Genomic DNA, 18366 nt, shown 5'->3' with positions numbered 1-18366 from the left:
GGGATCGCGGATCCGCATTCTCGAAAACTCATCCGAGAGTCGCGGTCACGAACTCTCTAAATGCTCATCCGAGCACGGCGACGCGCAATTCAACGCTTGTCAATAACGCTTCATCAAAGGTCTGTTGAGCAGTCGCATACGGCCAATCAATTACCCACCGGTACGGCATAGGCTCGCCCCATGCGCCGAGCAAAGATCGTCTGTACCCTGGGCCCCGCCACCGACGCGTACGACCAGATCAAGGCCCTGGTCGACGCCGGAATGGACGTCGCCCGATTCAACCTCAGCCACGGCAGCCACGCCGAACACGAGGAGCGCTACCAGCGAGTCCGCAAGGCCGCCGACGAAACCGGCCGCAGTGTCGGAATCCTCGCCGACCTCCAGGGCCCGAAAATCCGGCTCGGCCGCTTCGCCGAAGGTCCCGTACTCCTGGAACGCGGCGACTCCTTCACCATCACCGTCGAAGAAGGAGTCGAAGGCGACCGCGACATCTGCGGCACCACCTACGCCGGCCTCGCCGACGACGTCACCCCCGGCGAACGCGTCCTCATCGACGACGGCAGGGTCTGCCTCGAGGTCACCGAGGTCGACGGCCCCCGCGTCCACACGACCGTCGTCGAGGGCGGCATGGTCTCCGACCACAAGGGCCTGAACCTCCCCGGCGTCGCCGTCTCCGTCCCCGCCCTGTCCAAGAAGGACGAGGACGACCTGCGCTGGGCCCTGCGCACCGGCTTCGACGTCATCGCCCTCTCCTTCGTCCGCAGCGGACGCGACATCAAGGACGTCCACCGCATCATGGACGAGGAGGGCCGCCGCCTCCCGGTCATCGCCAAAGTGGAGAAACCGCAGGCCGTCGACAACCTCGACGACATCGTCGCCGCGTTCGACGGCATCATGGTCGCCCGCGGAGACCTCGGCGTCGAAATGCCCCTCGAACAGGTCCCGATCGTCCAGAAACGCGCGATCAAACTCGCCAAGCGCAACGCCAAACCGGTGATCGTCGCGACCCAGATGCTCGACTCGATGATCGACCACTCACGCCCCACGCGGGCGGAGGCCTCGGACGTCGCCAACGCGGTCATCGACGGCACGGACGCGGTGATGCTGTCGGGCGAGACCAGCGTGGGCACCTACGCGGTGGAAACCGTGCGGACGATGGCCCGGATCGTCGAGGCGGCCGAGGAGGACATCCTCGCCAAGGGACTCCCGCCCCTGACCGAACGCACCAAGCCCCGCACCCAGGGCGGCGCGGTCGCCCGGGCCGCAGCGGAGATGGGTGACTTCCTCGGCGCCCGGTTCCTGGTCGCCTTCACCCAGTCGGGCGACACGGCACGCCGCCTGTCGCGCTACCGCTCCCCGATTCCCCTGCTGGCCTTCACCCCCGACCCGGCGACGCGTTCGCAGTTGAGCCTGACGTGGGGCGTGGAGACGTTCCTGGGACCGCACGTCGGCTCCACCGACGCGATGGTGGACCAGGTGGACGAACTCCTGCTGAGGTACGGCCGCTGCCGGAAGGGCGACACGGTGGTCATCACGGCCGGCTCACCTCCCGGGGTGTCCGGCTCGACGAACCTGGTCCGCGTCCACCACATCGGCGAGGACGACAGCCCCGAGTAGGGGGCGGTGGGGCAGGGTCCCTGAGGGAGGGGCCCTCTCTCAGTGTTTGGGGCCTACGTGAAGGTCCATGAGGGCTACGGAGGCTTTGCGGGCGACGGAGATGTTGAACGCGTCGCCGTTGCGGGCGTAGACGGCCCATTCGACGCCGACCTTGTCGAGGGTGTCCGTGAAGAGCTGCCGAATGTCGGCCGACTTGTTGGAGAAGAAGTACCGAGGATATTCGTAACGCTTGCGCTCACCGGCGACCATCCGCGTCGTCCAGTTGGTGATGCGGCAGCCGTCCGAGTGGATGAGCCCGCGGATGAACTCCCAGGGGTGAGCGTCGACGATCTCCTGCTGCCAGGGCTCCAGCACGATCCGCCGCTCGTGCTTCTTGCCGGGGCCGTGCTGGGGGAACAGGCAGCGCAGATGCTTCGAGTAGACCTTCACGTTGCGGCAGCCTGTCTTGCGCACACGGCAGACGGAGTTCTCGGGGAAGACCGTGCGCATGGCCTCTTCGCATCTGTCCATGAGCCCGGGCCAGGCTTCGCTGCAGGTGATCATGAGGTCGGGCACGCGGTGCTCGGAGTAGTGACTGATGTGGCCATCGCCGAGGTACAGGCCCAACAGGTAGGCATAAGCGGGCTCATCCAGGTGCCGCCCATCGCATCGCGGGCATTGCGGATCGTGCCTGCCGGAACACTCGCCGCGTTTCGCCCTGTCCACGTGTTTCCAGTAGCCGATCGTTCCCAGAGGGACGTTGAGTCTACGGGCCACCTCCGCGTTCTTTGCTCCGCCGCGCAGCAGTGTGAGGGCCTTCTGGCGTACTTCAGTGCCGTGGACGTTCATACGGTCACTGTCGGTCACCGGCTGTGACTGGGGGCATGAAAAAAGCGGAAGATCACGCGAACGTGAGCCTCCGCTTATCTGAGGTGCCGGGTACGGGATTCGAACCCGTATGTCCTCTCGGACAGATGTGTTTGAGACATCCGCGTAAGCCAGTTCCGCCAACCCGGCTGGTCAGCCCAGAGGAGTGTACCCGTTCACCGTAGGCAGACGCAGCTAGGTACGCTCTTGGGAGCAGTACCGTCCTGCCCTGCACCAAGGAGCCCACGTGAGCGCCGCCGAGTCGCCCAAGCCTGTTGACGTGCCCGACGACGACAAGTCGCACGTGCCTCCGATGACGACCCGGGTCGTGATCGCCGAGGACGAGGCCCTGATCCGGCTCGACCTCAAAGAGATGCTGGAGGAGGAGGGCTACACGGTCGTCGGTGAGGCCGGGGACGGGGAGCAGGCGGTGGAGCTGGCGCGTGAGCACCGGCCCGACCTGGTGATTCTGGACGTGAAGATGCCCAAGCTGGATGGCATCTCGGCCGCTGAGAAGATCGCCGAGGAGCGGATCGCCCCGGTGCTGATGCTGACTGCGTTCTCGCAGCGTGATCTGGTGGAGCGGGCGAGGGACGCCGGCGCGATGGCGTACCTGGTGAAGCCGTTCAGCAAGAGCGATGTGGTGCCGGCGATCGAGATGGCGGTGTCCCGGTTCACGGAGCTGAAGGAGCTGGAGAAGGAGATCGCGGACCTCAGCCAGCGGCTGGAGACCCGCAAGCTGGTCGACCGGGCGAAGTCGATTCTGCAGACCGAGTACGGGCTGACCGAGCCGGCCGCGTTCCGGTGGATCCAGAAGACGTCGATGGACCGGCGTATGTCGATGCAGCAGGTCGCGCAGGCCGTGATCGACGACGCCGAGGAGAAGAAGGCGTCCAAGGGCTGAGTCCCGCCCCGTACGTGAGGCCCGCGTCCCCGGAGCAGGGGGCGCGGGCCTCGTCGTACGGCCGGTGGCGGGGACTCAGTCCTCGCCGAGGTAGGCCTTGCGGACCGACTCGTCGTGGAGGAGGTCCTGGCCGCTGCCGGACAGGACGATCTTGCCGACCTCCATGACGTGGCCGTGGTCGGCGAGGGACAGGGCGGCCTGGGCGTTCTGTTCGACCAGGAGGATGGTCGTGCCCTGCGCCTTGAGCTCGGCGATGGTGGCCATGATCTTCTGCATCATGATCGGGGAGAGGCCCATGGAGGGTTCGTCGAGCATGAGCAGTTTGGGCTGGGACATCAGGGCGCGGCCCATGGCGAGCATCTGCTGCTCACCGCCGGAGAGGGTGCCGGCGGCCTGCTTCCTGCGTTCCCCGAGGATGGGGAAGAGGTCGTAGGCGCGCTGGATGTCCTTCTCGATGCCGGGTTTGTCGCTGCGGAGGAAGGCGCCGAGGCGGAGGTTGTCCTCGATCGTCATGCGGGGGAAGATGTGCCGCCCCTCGGGGGAGTGGGCCAGTCCCAGCGAGACGATCTGGTGGGCGGGGATCTTCTTCAGCGACTTGCCGTTGAACCTGATCTGGCCGCCGACCGGCTTGAGCAGGCCCGACAGGGTGCGCAGGGTGGTGGTCTTGCCGGCGCCGTTGGTGCCGATGAGGGTGACGACCTCGCCCGCGTCGACCTGGAAGGAGATGCCCTTGACGGCTTCGATCTTCCCGTAGGCGACGCGGAGGTCCTCGACTTCGAGCAGTGCGGTCATCGGTCGTTCTCCTTGCCGGGCGCGGCGTCCGTGGTGGCCTCGGCCTGTGCCTCCGCCGCCTCGACCTCGGCGATTTCTTCCTTGCCGGGTGCGTCTTCGAAGGGTTCGCCGAGGTAGGCGGCGACGACGCGTTCGTCGCCCTGGACGGTGGCGCTGTCGCCTTCGATGAGTTTTTCGCCCTGGACGAGGACGGCGACGCGGTCGCAGAGGTTGAAGATGAACCGCATGTCGTGCTCGATGACGAGGACGGCGGTGCCCTGGTCGCGGATGGCGAAGACGAGTTCTTCGGTGGCGCGGGTCTCCTGGGGGTTCATGCCGGCGGTCGGCTCGTCCAGGAGCAGCAGCCCCGGCTCGCTCGCGAGTGCCCGGGCGATTTCGAGCTTGCGCTGTTCGCCGTAGGGCAGGTTGCGGGCGAGGTGTTCGGCCTTGCTCGCGAGGCCGACGAACTCGAGGAGTTCCATGGCCCGTGCGCGGGAGGCGGCTTCGGCCTTGTGGAAGCCGGGGCCGCGCAGGAGGGCGGACCAGAGGCCTTCCTTGGTGCGGGTGTGGCCGCCGACGAGGACGTTCTCCAGGACCGTCATGTTGGCGAACAGCCGGATGTTCTGGAAGGTGCGGGCGATGCCGGCGGCGGTGACCTTGAACGACTTGGGGGGCAGGACCTGGCCCTTGTACCGGACTTCGCCCTCGGTGGGGATGTACAGGCCGGTCAGGCAGTTGAAGAAGGTGGTCTTGCCGGCGCCGTTGGGTCCGATGAGACCGACGATCTCGCCGCTGTTGACCTGCAGGTCGACGCCTCGGACGGCGGTGAGGCCGCCGAAGCGCATGGTGACGCCGCGTGCGTCGAGGACGGTCTGGCCGGGGGCGGTGCCCGCGGCGGCGTCCTGGGTGGTGGTGTGGGTGGTCATGGTGGTCAGACCCCTGCCTTGCTGAGGACTGTGGGCGCTTCGGCTTCTTCGTGGAATTCGAGCTGGCGGCGCTTGTTCGGGATGAGGCCTTCCGGACGGAAGCGCATGAGCAGGACCAGTGCGAGTCCGAAGGCGAAGAGCTGGTAGTCGCCGAGGAACTGGAGCTTGGCGGGGATGAGGTAGAGCAGGGAGGCGCCGACGAGGGGGCCGAGGATGGTGCCCATGCCGCCGAGGACGACTGCCGCCAGGAGGAAGGCGGAGTTGGGCGGGACGACGTGGGCGAACTGGTACTGCTCGGGAGTCACGGTGTAGGTGACGTGGGCCTGGACGGTGCCGGCGAGGCCGGCGAGGCAGGCGCCGAGGGCGAAGGCGATGAGCTTGACGCGGAAGCCGTTGATGCCCATGGCGAGTGCGGCGGTCTCGTCCTCGCGGATGGCGACCCAGGCGCGGCCGATGCGGCTGTCGCTGCTGCGCCGGAAGACGATGACGACGACCAGCGTGATGAGCAGCATCAGCAGGAAGTAGTTGGCGAACCGGGCGATGGTGAAGCCGGCGATGGTGTGTTCCTGGCCGAAGTCGAAGCCGAGGATCTCGAGGTTGGGGATGGAGGAGATGCCGTTGGATCCGTTGGTGATGTCGGGTCCGGAGGTGCCGTCCATGTTGAGGACGGTGATGCGGAAGATCTCACCGAAGCCGAGGGTGACGATGGCGAGGTAGTCGCCGCGCAGCCGGAGGGTGGGGGCGCCGATGATGACGCCGAAGACCATGGCGACGGCCGCGCCGAGGAGGGCGGAGAGCCAGAACGGCAGCTGGAGGTGGAAGGGGGAGGAGGGGGAGCCGGAGACCATGGCCGCGGTGTAGGCGCCGACGCCGAGGAAGGCGACGTATCCGAGGTCGAGGAGGCCGGCGAGGCCGACGACGATGTTCAGGCCGAGGGCGACGGTGGCGAAGATGAGGATGTAGACGCCGATGGTGGCGTACTGGTCGTCGGACTGGGTGAAGGGGAAGGCGGCGGCCGCGACGAAGGCGCCGGTCATGGTGATGACGCGGTGCTTGGCGGTGATCGCGGAGATGCGGCTGACGAGCCCGGCCTTGGCGACGGCGGCGAAGCCGAAGCCGGCGGTGATGAGGAACCCGACGAAGAGTTCGTCGTACTCGGTGCCGATGCCGTAGGTGAAGACGGTCAGGCCGACGGCGAGGGTGGCGACGATGACGAGGATCTCGGCGTAGGCGGGGAGCTTGCGGGTCACCGGGGCGACGGGGCCGGTGGCGAAGGCGGCTTTGATGAGGGCGCCCTTGGTGCGCAGTCCGTGGCGGACGTGCTCCCAGCCGGTGTCGTCCGGGTCGTGGGGTTCGGGCTCCGGGTGCTCGAACGGCAGCGCGAGGGCGCCGAGCAGGCCGGCGAGGGTGACCAGGGCGACGATCCAGCCGCCGGGTTCGAGGTTGACCAGGCCGCCGAGTTCCACGCTGATGGCGAGGACGGTGTACCAGGCGGTGGCGAAGGTGCCGAGGGCGGCGAGCTTGAGGGCGCTGTCGGCTCCGGCGGGGGTCAGCCAGCGCAGGCCCTTGACGCCGTAGGAGGCGAGTCCGAACAGGGCGGTCAGGGCGCCGCCGACGAGGACGAGTACCTGGAGGCCGCCGGGGTAGCCGTAGACGGTGAGGTCGCCGGGGAATTCGGCGGTCCAGGTCCAGGCGAGGAAGGTGGATATCACCGCGAGGACTCCGCCGCCGGTGGCGAGGGCGCGGCCGAGGTTCTCGGGGATGCCGATCAGGCCCTTGGGGGTGCCGTCGGCCGGGATGCTGGGGGTGCTGTGTGCTGTGGTCTGTGTCGTCATCGGTGTCACGCCCTGTCCGCGACGCGCTCGCCGAGCAGGCCCTGGGGCCGGAAGAGGAGCACGAGGATGAGGAGAACGAAGGCCCAGACGTCTGCCCAGGACTGGCTGCCGAACTTGTCCATGCCGGGGATGTCGGCGATGTAGGCCGTGGACAGTGCTTCGGCGATGCCGAGGACGACGCCGCCGATCATGGCTCCGTAGATGTTGCCGATGCCGCCGAGGACGGCTGCGGTGAAGGCCTTCAGGCCGAGGATGAAGCCCATGCGGAACTGGACTTCGCCGTACTTCAGGCCGTAGGCGACGGCTCCGACGGCGGCGAAGGCGGCGCCGAGGGCGAACGCGATCACGATGATGCGGTCGGTGTTGATGCCCATGAGCTTGGCGGTGTCGGGGTCCTGGGCGGTGGCCTGCATGCCGCGTCCGGTGCGGGTCTTCATGACGAACCAGGCGAGGACGGCCATGCTGATGGGGGCGGCGATGAGCAGGAAGATGTCACCGGTCTGGATGGTGACGCTGCCGATGTTGAAGGGGCCGCCCTCGATCTGCGGGAAGGTGACCGCGGAGCGTGCGTTGGGGTACCAGGCCCACACCGCCTGCTGGAGGGCGAGGGAGAGACCGATGGCGGTGATGAGGGGGGCGAGGCGTGGTGCGTCTCGCAGGGGGCGGTAGGCGAATCGTTCCGCTCCCACGGCGACGAGGACGGCGACGATGATGCCTCCGATGAGCATCAGGGGGAGTGCTACCCACATGGAGGTGCCGTCGGGCAGTACGTACAGGTAGACGGTGAGGGCGCCGAAGCCTCCCACCATGAAGATCTCGCCGTGGGCGAAGTTGATGAGCTGGACGATGCCATAGACCATCGTGTAGCCGATGGCGACCAGCCCGTACATGGATCCCAGTAGCAGGCCGTTGACCAGCTGCTGCGGCAGTTCGTTCACCGCATGTCCTCCGAGACGTTTCGGATATGTTCGACGGATGGGGCCGGATGCGAGTCCGCGCGGGGCGCCAGTGGAACAGCGCCCCGCGCGGCTCTGGTGGTGCGCGGTGGGTCAGCCGGTGTAGGTACCGGACTTGACCGGCTTCCAGGCACCGTCCTTGACGGCGTACACGGTGAGCTGCTTGTTGGTGGCGTCGCCGTACTCGTCGAAGGAGACCTTGCCGGTCACACCGTCGAAGGAGACGTTCTGCATGGCCTCGGTGACCTTGGCGCGGGCGTCGTCGGGCAGCTTGCCGCCGTTGTCGTCGACGACCTTCTTGACGGCCTCGATGATCGCCCAGCCGGAGTCGTAGGAGTAGCCGCCGTAGGCCTCGTAGGCCTCCTTGTAGCCCTGGGCCTTGTAGTTGGCGACGAACTCCTTGGCGGAGGCGAGCTCCTCGACCGGGGCGCCCACGGAGGTGGCGAGGTCGCCCGTGCCGCCGGCACCGGCGAGCTTGATGAAGTCGGCGCTGTAGATGCCGTCGCCGCCGACCAGCGGGACCTTGGCGCCGGCGGCCTTGATCTGCTTGCTGAGCGGGCCGGCCTGCGGGTATTCACCGCCGTAGTAGACGACGTCGGCGCCGGAGTTCTTGACCTTGGTGGCGACCGCGGAGAAGTCCTTGGTGTCGGGGTTGATGTGCTCGGTGCCGACGACCTTGCCGCCGAGCTTCTTGAACTCGGCGCTGAAGGTCGCGGCGAGGCCGGCGCCGTAGGTCTTCTTGTCGTCGATGACGAAGACCTTCTTCTTCTTGGCGTCGTTGTAGAGGTACTGCGCGGCGAACGGGCCCTGGATGGCGTCCGTGGTCGCGGTGCGGAAGTATGACTTGTACGTGCGGACCTTCTTGGTCTGCCAGTCCGGGCCCTGGGTGAGGGCCGGGTTGGTGTTGGCGGGCGAGACCTGGACCAGCTTGGCGTCGTCGAAGACCTTCTGCATGGACTCGGCGACGGAGGAGTTCAGCGGGCCGACGACACCGAGGACGTCCTTGTTGGCGACGAGCTTGGTGGCGTTCTGCTGGCCGGAGGAGGGCTGGGCCTGGTCGTCGAGGGCCTGGACCTCGAACTTGACGCCCTTGACGTAGTTCTGCTTGTTGGCGGTCTTGGCCGCGAGGTCCACCGAGTTCTTGATGCCGAGGCCCAGCGCGGACAGGTCGCCGGTCAGCGGCGCGTCGACGCCGATGACGACGGTGGTGCCGCCACCGTTGCCCTTGTCCGAGCCGCCGCCGCTCTCGTCGCGCGAGCCGCAGGCGGTGAGGGTCAGTGCTCCCGCCGCCAGCGCGGCGGTGATGGCGATGAGCGAACGTTGACGCACGATCAGTCCTTTCCCGTGGCAGCCGGTTTCCGGACGGAAACAGCCGAGTCGAGCGCTGGGCCGACGTGACTATCGGACGGCGCGGTGACTGGGCGTGACTCTAAGCGTGTGTGGGGAACGTGGAGGAGGGTCTGACGAAGGCTGTGACGCTCTTGTTATGACACGACGTATTGCAGAGCGGTACTGAGTGGGGGGAACGGCAGAATTCTTGCCGATTCGCCCGGTCCACATAGTGAGAACTCGCAGGATTCACCGGGGCGTATTCAGGTGCGTCCGGGGTTTTGGTGATGACGCGGAATCGTTGCTACAGGCGACTTCCAGGGCCTTGGAGAGGTGCTGTGCGTAGCGCGGGCCCAGGATGAAACTGTGTACTTGTATTGCGCGCGCATTACGTAGAGTCACGTCCAGGAATGGCAGTCCGGCATCGCCCGGTACTTTTCCGCATTCCGTCACCTGCGCGGTGACGGTGATCCTGCGGGGGCTGCCGGCCGTGGTCCGGAAGGGCGCGGGCGGCGTAGAGGTCATCCGGACGCCGGCGTACGGCTGGTCGATCCGGGTCACGGTGACGGGCGGGCCGGAGGCCACGCTGACGAGCACGTCGAAGCGGAAGCTGCGTGCCGGGGCGTCTCGAGGCGTGGACCGGGCGGCCAGGTAGGTGAGGGTGACGACCTGGGAGGGGTACGGCGGGGGCGGCGGGGGCGGTTCCTGGGGCCTGGTCGCGTACAGGTAGGCGCCGCCCGCCAGCAGGGCGGCGGCCGTCGCGGCGCCGAGGACGGCCCGGCGGTGCCCGGTGTACACACGCGCGAGGCGGCCGTGCCGGGGGCCGGACAGCGGTGGGGTGTGCCGGGCCGGAGTGTCCCACGCGTGCGTGCCCTCGCCCGGCTCGACGGGCCCGACGCCGCTCACTGCCAGGGGCCCTTGCCCGGTCCGCCGTCGCGGTGCCGGCCGGCGCAGCGCTCCCGCGCCTCACGGCCCACCAGAGCGTCGGCGGCCTGGGGGCCCTGGCGTTCGCGTTCGGCCCGGGCGGCCTCCACGACCTCGCGGAGGATCTCGTACTGGCGGTTGGACAGCCCCATCGACTGGTAGTCCCCGTAGGTGCCGCTGTCCAGGGTCCTGCGGGACCAGTAGGCGACGACGCGGGCGCACAGGTCCGCCGGGGAGGTGGTGCGGGGCGCGGGGGCGGCGGGGGCCGTGGCGGGGGTCCGTGCCGTGTCCGGCGGTCCGCATCCGGTGGCCGGCGCCGCGAGCAGCAGGCTCGCGAGCAGTACGGGACCCAGGGCCGCCCGCGGCCGGAGAGCTCCTCCCGTTGCCATGCCCTGACGGTAGGCGCTGGACGGTGGTTCAGGCCAGGGTGAGGAGCTCTCCGGTGGCGGTCTCCCGCTACGGCAGGGCGACGAACGGGGCCAGGAAGGCCCGGGCGCCCGGGGTGTCCAGACGGTAGGTCACGTTGGTGGCGTAGCACGGGGTGTCGCCGGTGATGGTGGTCGAGGCGAGGATCCGCTTGCCGCCGATCACCGCGAAGTTCGGTCCGCCCGAATCGCCGTAGCAGGCACCGCCGTTGCCCTGGGGCGCGGTCATGGCCAGGCGCACCCAGGAGTCGTTCAGGGCGTCGAAGGTGACGGGTGCCTTCATCCGGACGCCGCCGCCCGGGTGGGTCTGGCCGCCGGGGCCGTTGGCCGCTTCCTGCGTGCCGTATCCGGCGACGGTCCAGTCGGTGGTGTTCAGGCCCCGCGGGCCGAGCCGGCCGAGCTGGTCGGCGGTGGGCAGGGTGGCCGGGGTGAAGGTCCAGCGGGCCTTCATCTTCGCGGCGGGCAGTTCGATCACCGAGATGTCGTGGGTGTCGGACGCGGGCCCGGGGTAGTCCGGGTGGCTGTGGGCGGTGCCCTGGACGGCGACGGCGTTCGCCTGCGCGGCCGGGTCGCCCGGGTACTTCTTCGCGGCGGCGTCCAGACCGGCCTGCACGTCCTGGTCGAGCGACACGTAGAACCTGACGTTGTCGGGCCAGTCGGTGGTGCAGTGCGCCGCGGTCAGGAAGGTGTCCGCGTCGATCATGGTGCCCGAGCAGACCCAGTCGACCCGGTCCGGGGTGGCGGGGTTCGCGTCGTTGTCCCAGGTGGCCACGAGCGCGCCGACCTCGGTGCGTTCGGGCGCCGGGGTGGCGTTGTAGGAGTTGATCGCCGAGGACGGCAGCGCGCCGGCGAGCACGGCGGCGCAGGCCGCGGCGGTGACGGCGGTGGCGCGGAGCGCGGTGGCGCGGGGGGCGGGGCGGCGTGAGGCGGTGGTGCGGGCGGCGAGGCCGCGTACGGCGGTGGCGCGTAGGGCGGTCAAGAGAAACCCTTCTCGGATGTGGGACGGGGGTTCTCCTGTGGGGGGTGAGCAGCGCCAGTGAAGCGCCTGGGGGCGGCCGCGACAAGAGCGCGCCCGCCCTCCAGGGTTTTCCCTCTGTGCGGCCGCCGCGCCGCACGTCTGCCCGGCTCGCCCGGTCAGCTCGCGCGGACGGGCTCCTCGTCGCCGGGCCGCACGTCCCGCAGCAGGCAGGTCAGGCGGGCGGTGCAGACCCTCTTGTCGTCCTCGCCGGTGATGACGATCTCGTACGTGGCGGTCGTGCGGCCCCGGTGCACGGGGGTGGCCACGCCCGTCACCAGTCCGGAGCGCACGCCCCGGTGGTGGGTGCAGTTCAGGTCGACGCCCACGGCGATCTTGGAGCTGCCGCCGTGCAGCATGGCGCCGACCGAGCCGAGGGTCTCCGCCAGGACGGCGGACGCCCCGCCGTGCAGCAGCCCGTACGGCTGGGTGTTGCCCTCGACGGGCATGGTGCCGACGACGCGGTCGGGCGAGGCCTCCACTATCTGCACGCCCATGCGGGTGCCGAGGTGCCCGGCGGAGAACAGGGCGACCAGGTCGACGCCGAGCGCCGCGTACTCGTCGATCACCTCTTGCGGGAACTTCACGGTCTGCTGTTCGCCCATCGGGCCCGGCTCCGTTCGTCGTCGGTCACACAGCGATCACTCAGGCTGAGCAAACGCTCAGTCGGTCGCCGATTGTTCCAGACGGACGACGACGGACTTGCTGGCCGGGGTGTTGCTGGTGTCGGCGGTGGCGTCCAGCGGGACCAGGACATTGGTCTCCGGGTAGTAGGCGGCGGCGCAGCCACGGGCCGTCGGGTAATGCACCACCCGGAAGCCGGGGGCACGCCGCTCCACGCCGTCCTTCCACTCGCTGACCAGGTCGACGTACGCACCGTCGGCCAGACGCAGGGCGGCGGCGTCCTCGGGGTTGACCAGCACCACCCGGCGGCCGTTCCTGATGCCCCGGTAACGGTCGTCCAGGCCGTAGATGGTGGTGTTGTACTGGTCGTGCGAGCGCAGCGTCTGCAGCAGCAGCCGCCCCTCGGGCAGCTGCGGATACTCCACGGGTTCGGCGGTGAAGTTGGCCTTGCCGGTGGCGGTCGGGAAGCGGCGTTCGTCGCGCGGTGCGTGGGGGAGGGCGAAGCCGCCGGGGCGGGCCACGCGCGCGTTGAAGTCCTCGAAGCCGGGGATCACCCGCGCGATGCGGTCCCGGATCGTCGCGTAGTCCTTCTCGAACGCCTCCCACGGCACCGTGCTGCGCTCGCCGAGCACTCGGCGCGCCAGCCGGCAGACGATGGCCGGCTCGGACAGCAGGTGCTCACTCGCCGGCTCCAGGCGGCCGCGCGAGGCGTGCACCATCCCCATGGAGTCCTCGACCGTCACGAACTGCTCGCCGCTGTCCTGCAGGTCGCGCTCGGTACGGCCGAGCGTGGGCAGGATCAGCGCACGCGCGCCCGTGACGGCGTGCGAGCGGTTCAGCTTCGTCGACACGTGCACGGTCAGCCGGGCGCGGCGCATGGCGGCCTCGGTGACGTCCGTGTCGGGGGAGGCGGAGACGAAGTTGCCGCCCAGGGCGAAGAAGACCTTCGCCTCGCCGTCGCGCAGCGCGCGGATGGCGCGGACGACGTCGTAGCCGTGCTCGCGCGGCGGCGCGAAGCCGAACTCCTTCTCCAGGGCGTCCAGGAAGGCGGGGGCGGGCCGCTCGAAGATGCCCATGGTGCGGTCGCCCTGCACGTTGGAGTGACCGCGCACCGGGCACACACCGGCGCCCGGGCGGCCGATGTTGCCGCGCAGCAGGAGGAAGTTGACCACTTCCTTGATGGTCGGCACGGCGTGCTTGTGCTGGGTCAGGCCCATCGCCCAGCACACGATGGTGCGCTTGGACGCCAGCACCATGCGCAGGGCTTGTCCGATCTCCGCGCGGGTCAGTCCGGTCGCCGTGAGCGTCTCGTCCCAGTCGGCGGCGCGGGCGGCCTTCGCGAACTCCTCGTAGCCGTGGGTGTGCTCGCGCACGAACTCCTCGTCGACCGCGCCCTCCGTCTCGATGATCAGCTTGTTGAGGAGACGGAAGAGGGCCTGGTCGCCGCCGATGCGGATCTGCAGGAACAGGTCGGCCAGGGCGGAGCCGGTGGTCAGGCCCTTGGGGGTCTGCGGGTTCTTGAACCGCTCCAGGCCCGCCTCGGGCAGCGGGTTGACGCTGATGATCCGCGCGCCGTTCGCCTTGGCCCTCTCCAGGGCGGACAGCATGCGCGGGTGGTTGGTGCCGGGGTTCTGGCCGGCGACGATGATCAGGTCGGCCTTGTACAGGTCCTCCAGCAGGACGCTGCCCTTGCCGATGCCGATCGTCTCGGACAGGGCCGAGCCGGACGACTCGTGGCACATGTTCGAGCAGTCGGGCAGGTTGTTCGTGCCGAACTCGCGGGCGAAGAGCTGGTAGAGGAAGGCGGCCTCGTTGCTGGTGCGCCCGGAGGTGTAGAAGACGGCCTGGTCGGGGGAGTCCAGGGCGGCGATCTCCTCGGCGATGATGTCGAAGGCGCGCTCCCAGGTGACCGGCTCGTAGTGCTCACCGCCCTCGGGGAGGTACACGGGGTGCGTGAGCCGGCCCTGCTGGCCGAGCCAGTAGCCGCTCCTGGTCGCCAGGTCGGCGACGGGGTGGGCGGCGAAGAACTCGGGGGTGACCCGGCGCAGCGTGGCCTCCTCGGCCACCGCCTTCGCGCCGTTCTCGCAGAACTCCGCCCTGTGCCGGTGCTCCGGCTCGGGCCAGGCGCAGCCCGGGCAGTCGAAGCCGTCCTTCTGGTTCACGCTCAGCAGCGTCAGCGCGGTGCGCTTGACGCCCATCTGCCGCTGGGCGACGCGCAGGCTGTGCCCGATGGCCGGGAGCCCCGCCGCCGCGTGCTTCGGCCCGGCGACCTGCGGCGCGTCCTGCACCGGGTCACCCTTGGGCGGCTTGGTCGCCATCACACACTCCCCTTCGACCGCGTATGTGAGGTACATCTCCGATCCTCGCACGGAGCGGTGACAACGAGGGGGTCGGGCTGGGGTGGGGGTGCCGGGCGGCTGGCTTTGGCTGGAGGCGAGGGGGGTGAGTCGGGGGCTGGGTGCCCGGCGCGGGTGTCTGGAGCTGGGGTCGGTGTGGGGTTTGGGGGAGCGGGTCGGGTGCCGGGGGTGAGGCTGGTGGGCGAGGGGTGGGGCCGGTGAGCCTGGGGCTGGGGCTGGGGCTGGGGCTGGGGCGGGTGTCGGAAGTCGGGCGGGGGCCAGGGGTCGAAGGCCGGATACCGAGGCTGGAGGCACCGGGACGCGGGTTGGGCGTCGGTGCCGGGTGCCGGGGCGGGTGCTGAGGGTGCGGGGCCGGGGGCCGGGGGCCGAGGGTCGGGTACCGGGGTTGGGGGCGCCAGGCCGCGGGTTGGGCGTCGGTGCCGAATGCCGGGTGGCGGGGCGGCTGAGGCCGGGGTGGGTGCCGGAAGTCGGGCGGGGCCAGGAGCCGAGGGTCGGGTACCGGGGTTGGGGCGCCAGGCCGCGGGCTGCGCGGGGGTGCCAGATGCCGGGTGCTGGGGCTTGGGTGGCGGGGGTGGCTGAGGCCGGGGTGGGTGCCGGAAGTCGGGCGGGGGCCAAGGGCCGAAAGCCGGATACCGGGGCTGGGGGCACCGGGCCGCGGGTTGGGCGTCGGTGCCAGATCCGCGTGCCGGGGCAGGGTGCTGGGAGCTGGTGGCGAGGGGTGAGGCCGGGCGCCCGGGGCGCTCACGAGGGTGCCGTGCAGGGCCGGCGGCGGCTCCTCGCGTACGGCCCGGCGCGGACGTCCGGGCGGCCGTACGCCCCAGCACTCCATCTATCAGCCATGTACTCCATCCATCAGCGCACCAGCACCATGCCCGGGCCGCCCACCAGTGGCGCGCGGGCCCCGGCCGGTGCACGCGTACGTGACGCGGACCACGGCCGGAGTCCCGCCGTCGCGGCCAGGGAGGCCCGCGTCGTACGCCCCCGCCGCCTGATCGCCACCGGCCGGCCGGTGCGGCACGCGGGGGCGGGGCGGGCTGTCAGTGGGGCGTGGCAGGATCGGGGGCGTGGCAGAGACAGCATCGAAGACGACCGACAAGACCTCCGGCGGCAGCCGCCCGCGCCTGATGCTCATGGACGGGCACTCGCTGGCCTACCGCGCGTTCTTCGCGCTGCCCGCGGAGAACTTCACCACCGCGACGGGCCAGCCGACGAACGCGATCTACGGCTTCGCGTCGATGCTCGCCAACACGCTGCGCGACGAGGCGCCCACCCACTTCGCGGTCGCCTTCGACGTCTCCCGCAAGACCTGGCGGTCGGAGGAGTTCACGGAGTACAAGGCGAACCGCTCCAAGACCCCCGACGAGTTCAAGGGCCAGGTCGAGCTGATCTGCGAGCTGCTCGACGCGATGAACGCCGCCCGCTTCGCCGTCGAGGGCTACGAGGCCGACGACGTCATCGCCACCCTCGCCACCCAGGCGGAGGCCGAGGGCTTCGAGGTGCTGATCGTCACCGGCGACCGGGACTCCTTCCAGCTGGTCAGCGAGCACACCACGGTGCTGTACCCGACCAAGGGCGTCTCGGAGCTGACCCGGTTCACCCCGGAGAAGGTCTTCGAGAAGTACGGGTTGACGCCCGCGCAGTACCCGGACTTCGCGGCGCTGCGCGGCGACCCGTCGGACAACCTGCCGGGCATCCCCGGCGTCGGCGAGAAGACGGCCGCGAAGTGGATCAACCAGTTCGGCTCCTTCGCCGAACTCGTGGAGCGCGTCGACGAGGTCAAGGGCAAGGCCGGGCAGAACCTGCGCGACCACCTGGAGTCCGTGAAGCTCAACCGCCGCCTCACCGAGCTGGAGCGGAACGTGGAGCTGCCCAAGGGGGTCGCCGACCTGGCGCGCACGCCGTACGACCGCAAGGCCGTGGCGATGGTCCTGGACACCCTGGAGATCAGGAACCCCTCGCTGCGCGAGCGGCTCTTCGCCGTGGACCCGGGCGCCGAGCAGGCCGAGACCACCCCGATCGCGACGGACGGCGTGGAGCTGGACGGCACCGTGCTCGGCACCGGCGAGCTGGCTCCCTGGCTCGCCGAGCACGGCACGGAGGTGCTCGGTGTCGCCACGGTCGACGCCTGGGCGCTGGGCACCGGCTCGGTCGCCGAGGTCGCGCTCGCCGCGCCGGGCGGGGCCGCCGCCTGGTTCGACCCGTCCCAGCTGGACGAGGCCGACGAGACGGCCTTCGCGGCCTGGCTCGCCGACGCGGACCGGCCCAAGATCCTCCATGACGCCAAGGGCGCGATGCGCGTCTTCGCCGAGCACGGCTGGAGCGTCGAGGGCGTCACCATGGACACCGCACTGGCCGCCTACCTGGTCAAGCCGGGCCGCCGCTCCTTCGACCTCGACGCACTGTCCCTGGAGTACCTGCACCGCGAGCTTGCCCCGGCCGCCACGGCCGACGGCCAGCTCGCCTTCGGCACGGACGAGGGCGCCGAGGCCGAGGCCCTGATGGTCCAGGCCCGGGCCGTCCTGGACCTCGGCCAGGTCTTCGAGGACCGCCTGGCGGAGGTGGGAGCGGCCGACCTGCTGCGCGACATGGAGCTGCCCACGTCCGCGCTGCTGGCCCGTATGGAGCGGCACGGCATCGCCGCCGACCGGGCCCATCTGGAGGCCATGGAGCAGATGTTCGCCGGAGCCGTGCAGCAGGCGGTGAAGGAGGCGCACGCGGCGGCCGGGCACGAGTTCAACCTCGGTTCGCCCAAGCAACTGCAGGAGGTCCTCTTCGGCGAGCTGGGCCTGCCCAGGACCAAGAAGACCAAGACGGGCTACACCACGGACGCCGACGCGCTCGCGTGGCTCGCCACCCAGACCGACAACGAGCTGCCGGTGATCATGCTCCGGCACCGTGAGCAGGCCAAGCTGCGGGTCACCGTGGAGGGCCTGATCAAGACGATCGCCGGGGACGGCCGTATCCACACCACGTTCAACCAGACCGTGGCCGCCACCGGCCGCCTGTCGTCGACCGACCCGAACCTGCAGAACATCCCCGTCCGCACCGACGAGGGCCGGGCCATCCGCCGCGGGTTCGTGGTCGGCGACGGCTTCGAGTCCCTCATGACCGCCGACTACAGCCAGATCGAGCTGCGGGTGATGGCCCACCTGTCCGAGGACGCGGGCCTGATCGAGGCGTTCACCTCCGGGGAGGACCTGCACACCACGGCGGCGGCGCAGGTGTTCTCCGTCGACCCCTCGGGGGTGGACGCCGAGATGCGCCGCAAGATCAAGGCCATGTCGTACGGCCTGGCCTACGGCCTGTCCGCGTTCGGCCTGTCCCAGCAGCTGAACATCGAGGCGGCCGAGGCGCGCGCCCTGATGGACGCCTACTTCGAGCGGTTCGGCGGCGTACGGGACTATCTGCGCCGCGCGGTCGACGAGGCCCGGGCGACCGGCTACACGGCGACCCTCTTCGGGCGCCGCCGCTACCTGCCCGACCTCAACAGCGACAACCGCCAGCGCCGTGAGGCGGCGGAGCGGATGGCCCTCAACGCGCCCATCCAAGGCACGGCGGCCGACATCGTGAAGATCGCCATGCTCAAGGTGGACCAGGCCCTGCGCACGGCGGGCCTCAAATCCCGCATGCTCCTCCAGGTCCACGACGAGATCGTCCTGGAGATCGCCCCCGGCGAGCGGGAGGCGGCAGAGGAACTCGTCCGCCGCGAGATGGCGAACGCGGTCCAGCTGCGCGTGCCGCTGGGCGTGTCGGTGGGGGTGGGGCCGGACTGGGAGTCGGCGGCGCACTAGCCGTTCGCGGGGCGGGGGCGCTGCGGCGGCGTACGTCGGGCAGTCC

14 protein-coding genes and 1 tRNA gene are annotated in these 18366 nt (G+C 70.0%); 3 read left to right on the top strand and 12 right to left on the bottom strand.

What is annotated here, in order from left to right:
* Positions 1–180 precede the first annotated feature (180 nt).
* A complete protein-coding gene (gene pyk, locus AB0K80_RS09800) occupies positions 181–1617 on the top strand; it encodes a pyruvate kinase (protein ID WP_365667646.1) in 1437 nt (478 codons plus the stop codon).
* A 39-nt stretch (positions 1618–1656) separates the two neighbouring features.
* Here the strand turns inward: pyk and AB0K80_RS09795 are convergent, their stop codons facing one another.
* Both AB0K80_RS09795 and AB0K80_RS09790 read right to left on the bottom strand, forming a co-directional pair.
* Positions 1657–2445 (bottom strand): helix-turn-helix domain-containing protein, encoded by a 789-nt coding sequence (locus AB0K80_RS09795; protein ID WP_365667644.1) that lies wholly within the window; start codon positions 2443–2445, stop codon positions 1657–1659.
* Between the two features lie 84 nt (positions 2446–2529).
* Positions 2530–2613, bottom strand: a tRNA-Leu gene (locus tag AB0K80_RS09790).
* Positions 2614–2710: 97 nt separating this feature from the next.
* Here AB0K80_RS09790 and AB0K80_RS09785 point away from each other — a divergent pair.
* Positions 2711–3367 carry a response regulator gene (locus tag AB0K80_RS09785; protein ID WP_365667642.1) on the top strand — a complete coding sequence of 219 codons (657 nt, stop codon included), beginning with the start codon at positions 2711–2713 and terminating at the stop codon, positions 3365–3367.
* 75 nt (positions 3368–3442) lie between these two features.
* On the opposite strand, the gene AB0K80_RS09780 is transcribed toward AB0K80_RS09785, so the two are convergent.
* From AB0K80_RS09780 to AB0K80_RS09735, 10 genes are all read right to left on the bottom strand, one after another.
* Positions 3443–4159: an ABC transporter ATP-binding protein gene (locus AB0K80_RS09780; RefSeq protein WP_365667640.1), complete on the bottom strand. Its 717-nt coding sequence runs from the start codon at positions 4157–4159 to the stop codon at positions 3443–3445.
* Entirely contained in the window at positions 4156–5064 is a 909-nt protein-coding gene (locus tag AB0K80_RS09775; RefSeq protein WP_365667638.1) for an ABC transporter ATP-binding protein, read from the bottom strand. Before AB0K80_RS09775 ends, AB0K80_RS09780 begins: the two co-directional genes overlap by 4 nt.
* Positions 5065–5069: 5 nt before the next feature.
* Complete coding sequence (locus tag AB0K80_RS09770; RefSeq protein WP_365667636.1) at positions 5070–6899, bottom strand: branched-chain amino acid ABC transporter permease; 1830 nt, start codon at positions 6897–6899, stop codon at positions 5070–5072.
* A 5-nt stretch (positions 6900–6904) separates the two neighbouring features.
* A complete protein-coding gene (locus AB0K80_RS09765) occupies positions 6905–7837 on the bottom strand; it encodes a branched-chain amino acid ABC transporter permease (RefSeq protein WP_365667634.1) in 933 nt (310 codons plus the stop codon).
* A 111-nt stretch (positions 7838–7948) separates the two neighbouring features.
* Positions 7949–9184: a branched-chain amino acid ABC transporter substrate-binding protein gene (locus tag AB0K80_RS09760; RefSeq protein WP_365667633.1), complete on the bottom strand. Its 1236-nt coding sequence runs from the start codon at positions 9182–9184 to the stop codon at positions 7949–7951.
* A gap of 249 nt (positions 9185–9433) precedes the next feature.
* Positions 9434–10090 carry a Tat pathway signal sequence domain protein gene (locus tag AB0K80_RS09755; protein ID WP_365667631.1) on the bottom strand — a complete coding sequence of 219 codons (657 nt, stop codon included), beginning with the start codon at positions 10088–10090 and terminating at the stop codon, positions 9434–9436.
* Positions 10087–10497, bottom strand: a complete 411-nt coding sequence (locus AB0K80_RS09750; protein WP_365667629.1) for a hypothetical protein — start codon at positions 10495–10497, stop codon at positions 10087–10089. The genes AB0K80_RS09755 and AB0K80_RS09750 overlap by 4 nt, the downstream gene beginning before the upstream one ends.
* Positions 10498–10564: 67 nt before the next feature.
* Positions 10565–11512, bottom strand: a complete 948-nt coding sequence (locus AB0K80_RS09745) for a trypsin-like serine protease (protein ID WP_365667627.1) — start codon at positions 11510–11512, stop codon at positions 10565–10567.
* A 155-nt stretch (positions 11513–11667) separates the two neighbouring features.
* The gene (locus AB0K80_RS09740; RefSeq protein WP_365667625.1) at positions 11668–12153 is read right to left on the bottom strand and encodes a hotdog fold thioesterase; all 486 of its coding nucleotides are present in this window, start codon (positions 12151–12153) and stop codon (positions 11668–11670) included.
* Between the two features lie 57 nt (positions 12154–12210).
* Entirely contained in the window at positions 12211–14490 is a 2280-nt protein-coding gene (locus tag AB0K80_RS09735; protein WP_365667928.1) for an FdhF/YdeP family oxidoreductase, read from the bottom strand.
* A gap of 1103 nt (positions 14491–15593) precedes the next feature.
* Here AB0K80_RS09735 and polA point away from each other — a divergent pair.
* Positions 15594–18320: a DNA polymerase I gene (gene polA / locus AB0K80_RS09730; RefSeq protein ID WP_365667623.1), complete on the top strand. Its 2727-nt coding sequence runs from the start codon at positions 15594–15596 to the stop codon at positions 18318–18320.
* Positions 18321–18366: the final 46 nt, after the last annotated feature.

This window comes from Streptomyces sp. NPDC052682, from assembly GCF_040678435.1.
In the GTDB taxonomy this organism is placed as follows: Bacteria; Actinomycetota; Actinomycetes; order Streptomycetales; family Streptomycetaceae; genus Streptomyces.
Note: the sequence above shows the minus strand (reverse complement) of the source record. Positions and strands in the feature narration are given on the sequence as shown.

Coding starts and splice junctions, on each gene's coding strand:
- pyk (WP_365667646.1), top strand. CDS start 181: ATGCGCCGAGCAAAGATCGTCTGTACCCTGGGCCCCGCCACCGACGCG.
- AB0K80_RS09795 (WP_365667644.1), bottom strand. CDS start 2,445: ATGAACGTCCACGGCACTGAAGTACGCCAGAAGGCCCTCACACTGCTG.
- AB0K80_RS09780 (WP_365667640.1), bottom strand. CDS start 4,159: ATGACCGCACTGCTCGAAGTCGAGGACCTCCGCGTCGCCTACGGGAAG.
- AB0K80_RS09775 (WP_365667638.1), bottom strand. CDS start 5,064: ATGACCACCCACACCACCACCCAGGACGCCGCCGCGGGCACCGCCCCC.
- AB0K80_RS09770 (WP_365667636.1), bottom strand. CDS start 6,899: ATGACGACACAGACCACAGCACACAGCACCCCCAGCATCCCGGCCGAC.
- AB0K80_RS09750 (WP_365667629.1), bottom strand. CDS start 10,497: ATGGCAACGGGAGGAGCTCTCCGGCCGCGGGCGGCCCTGGGTCCCGTA.
- AB0K80_RS09740 (WP_365667625.1), bottom strand. CDS start 12,153: ATGGGCGAACAGCAGACCGTGAAGTTCCCGCAAGAGGTGATCGACGAG.
- AB0K80_RS09735 (WP_365667928.1), bottom strand. CDS start 14,490: ATGGCGACCAAGCCGCCCAAGGGTGACCCGGTGCAGGACGCGCCGCAG.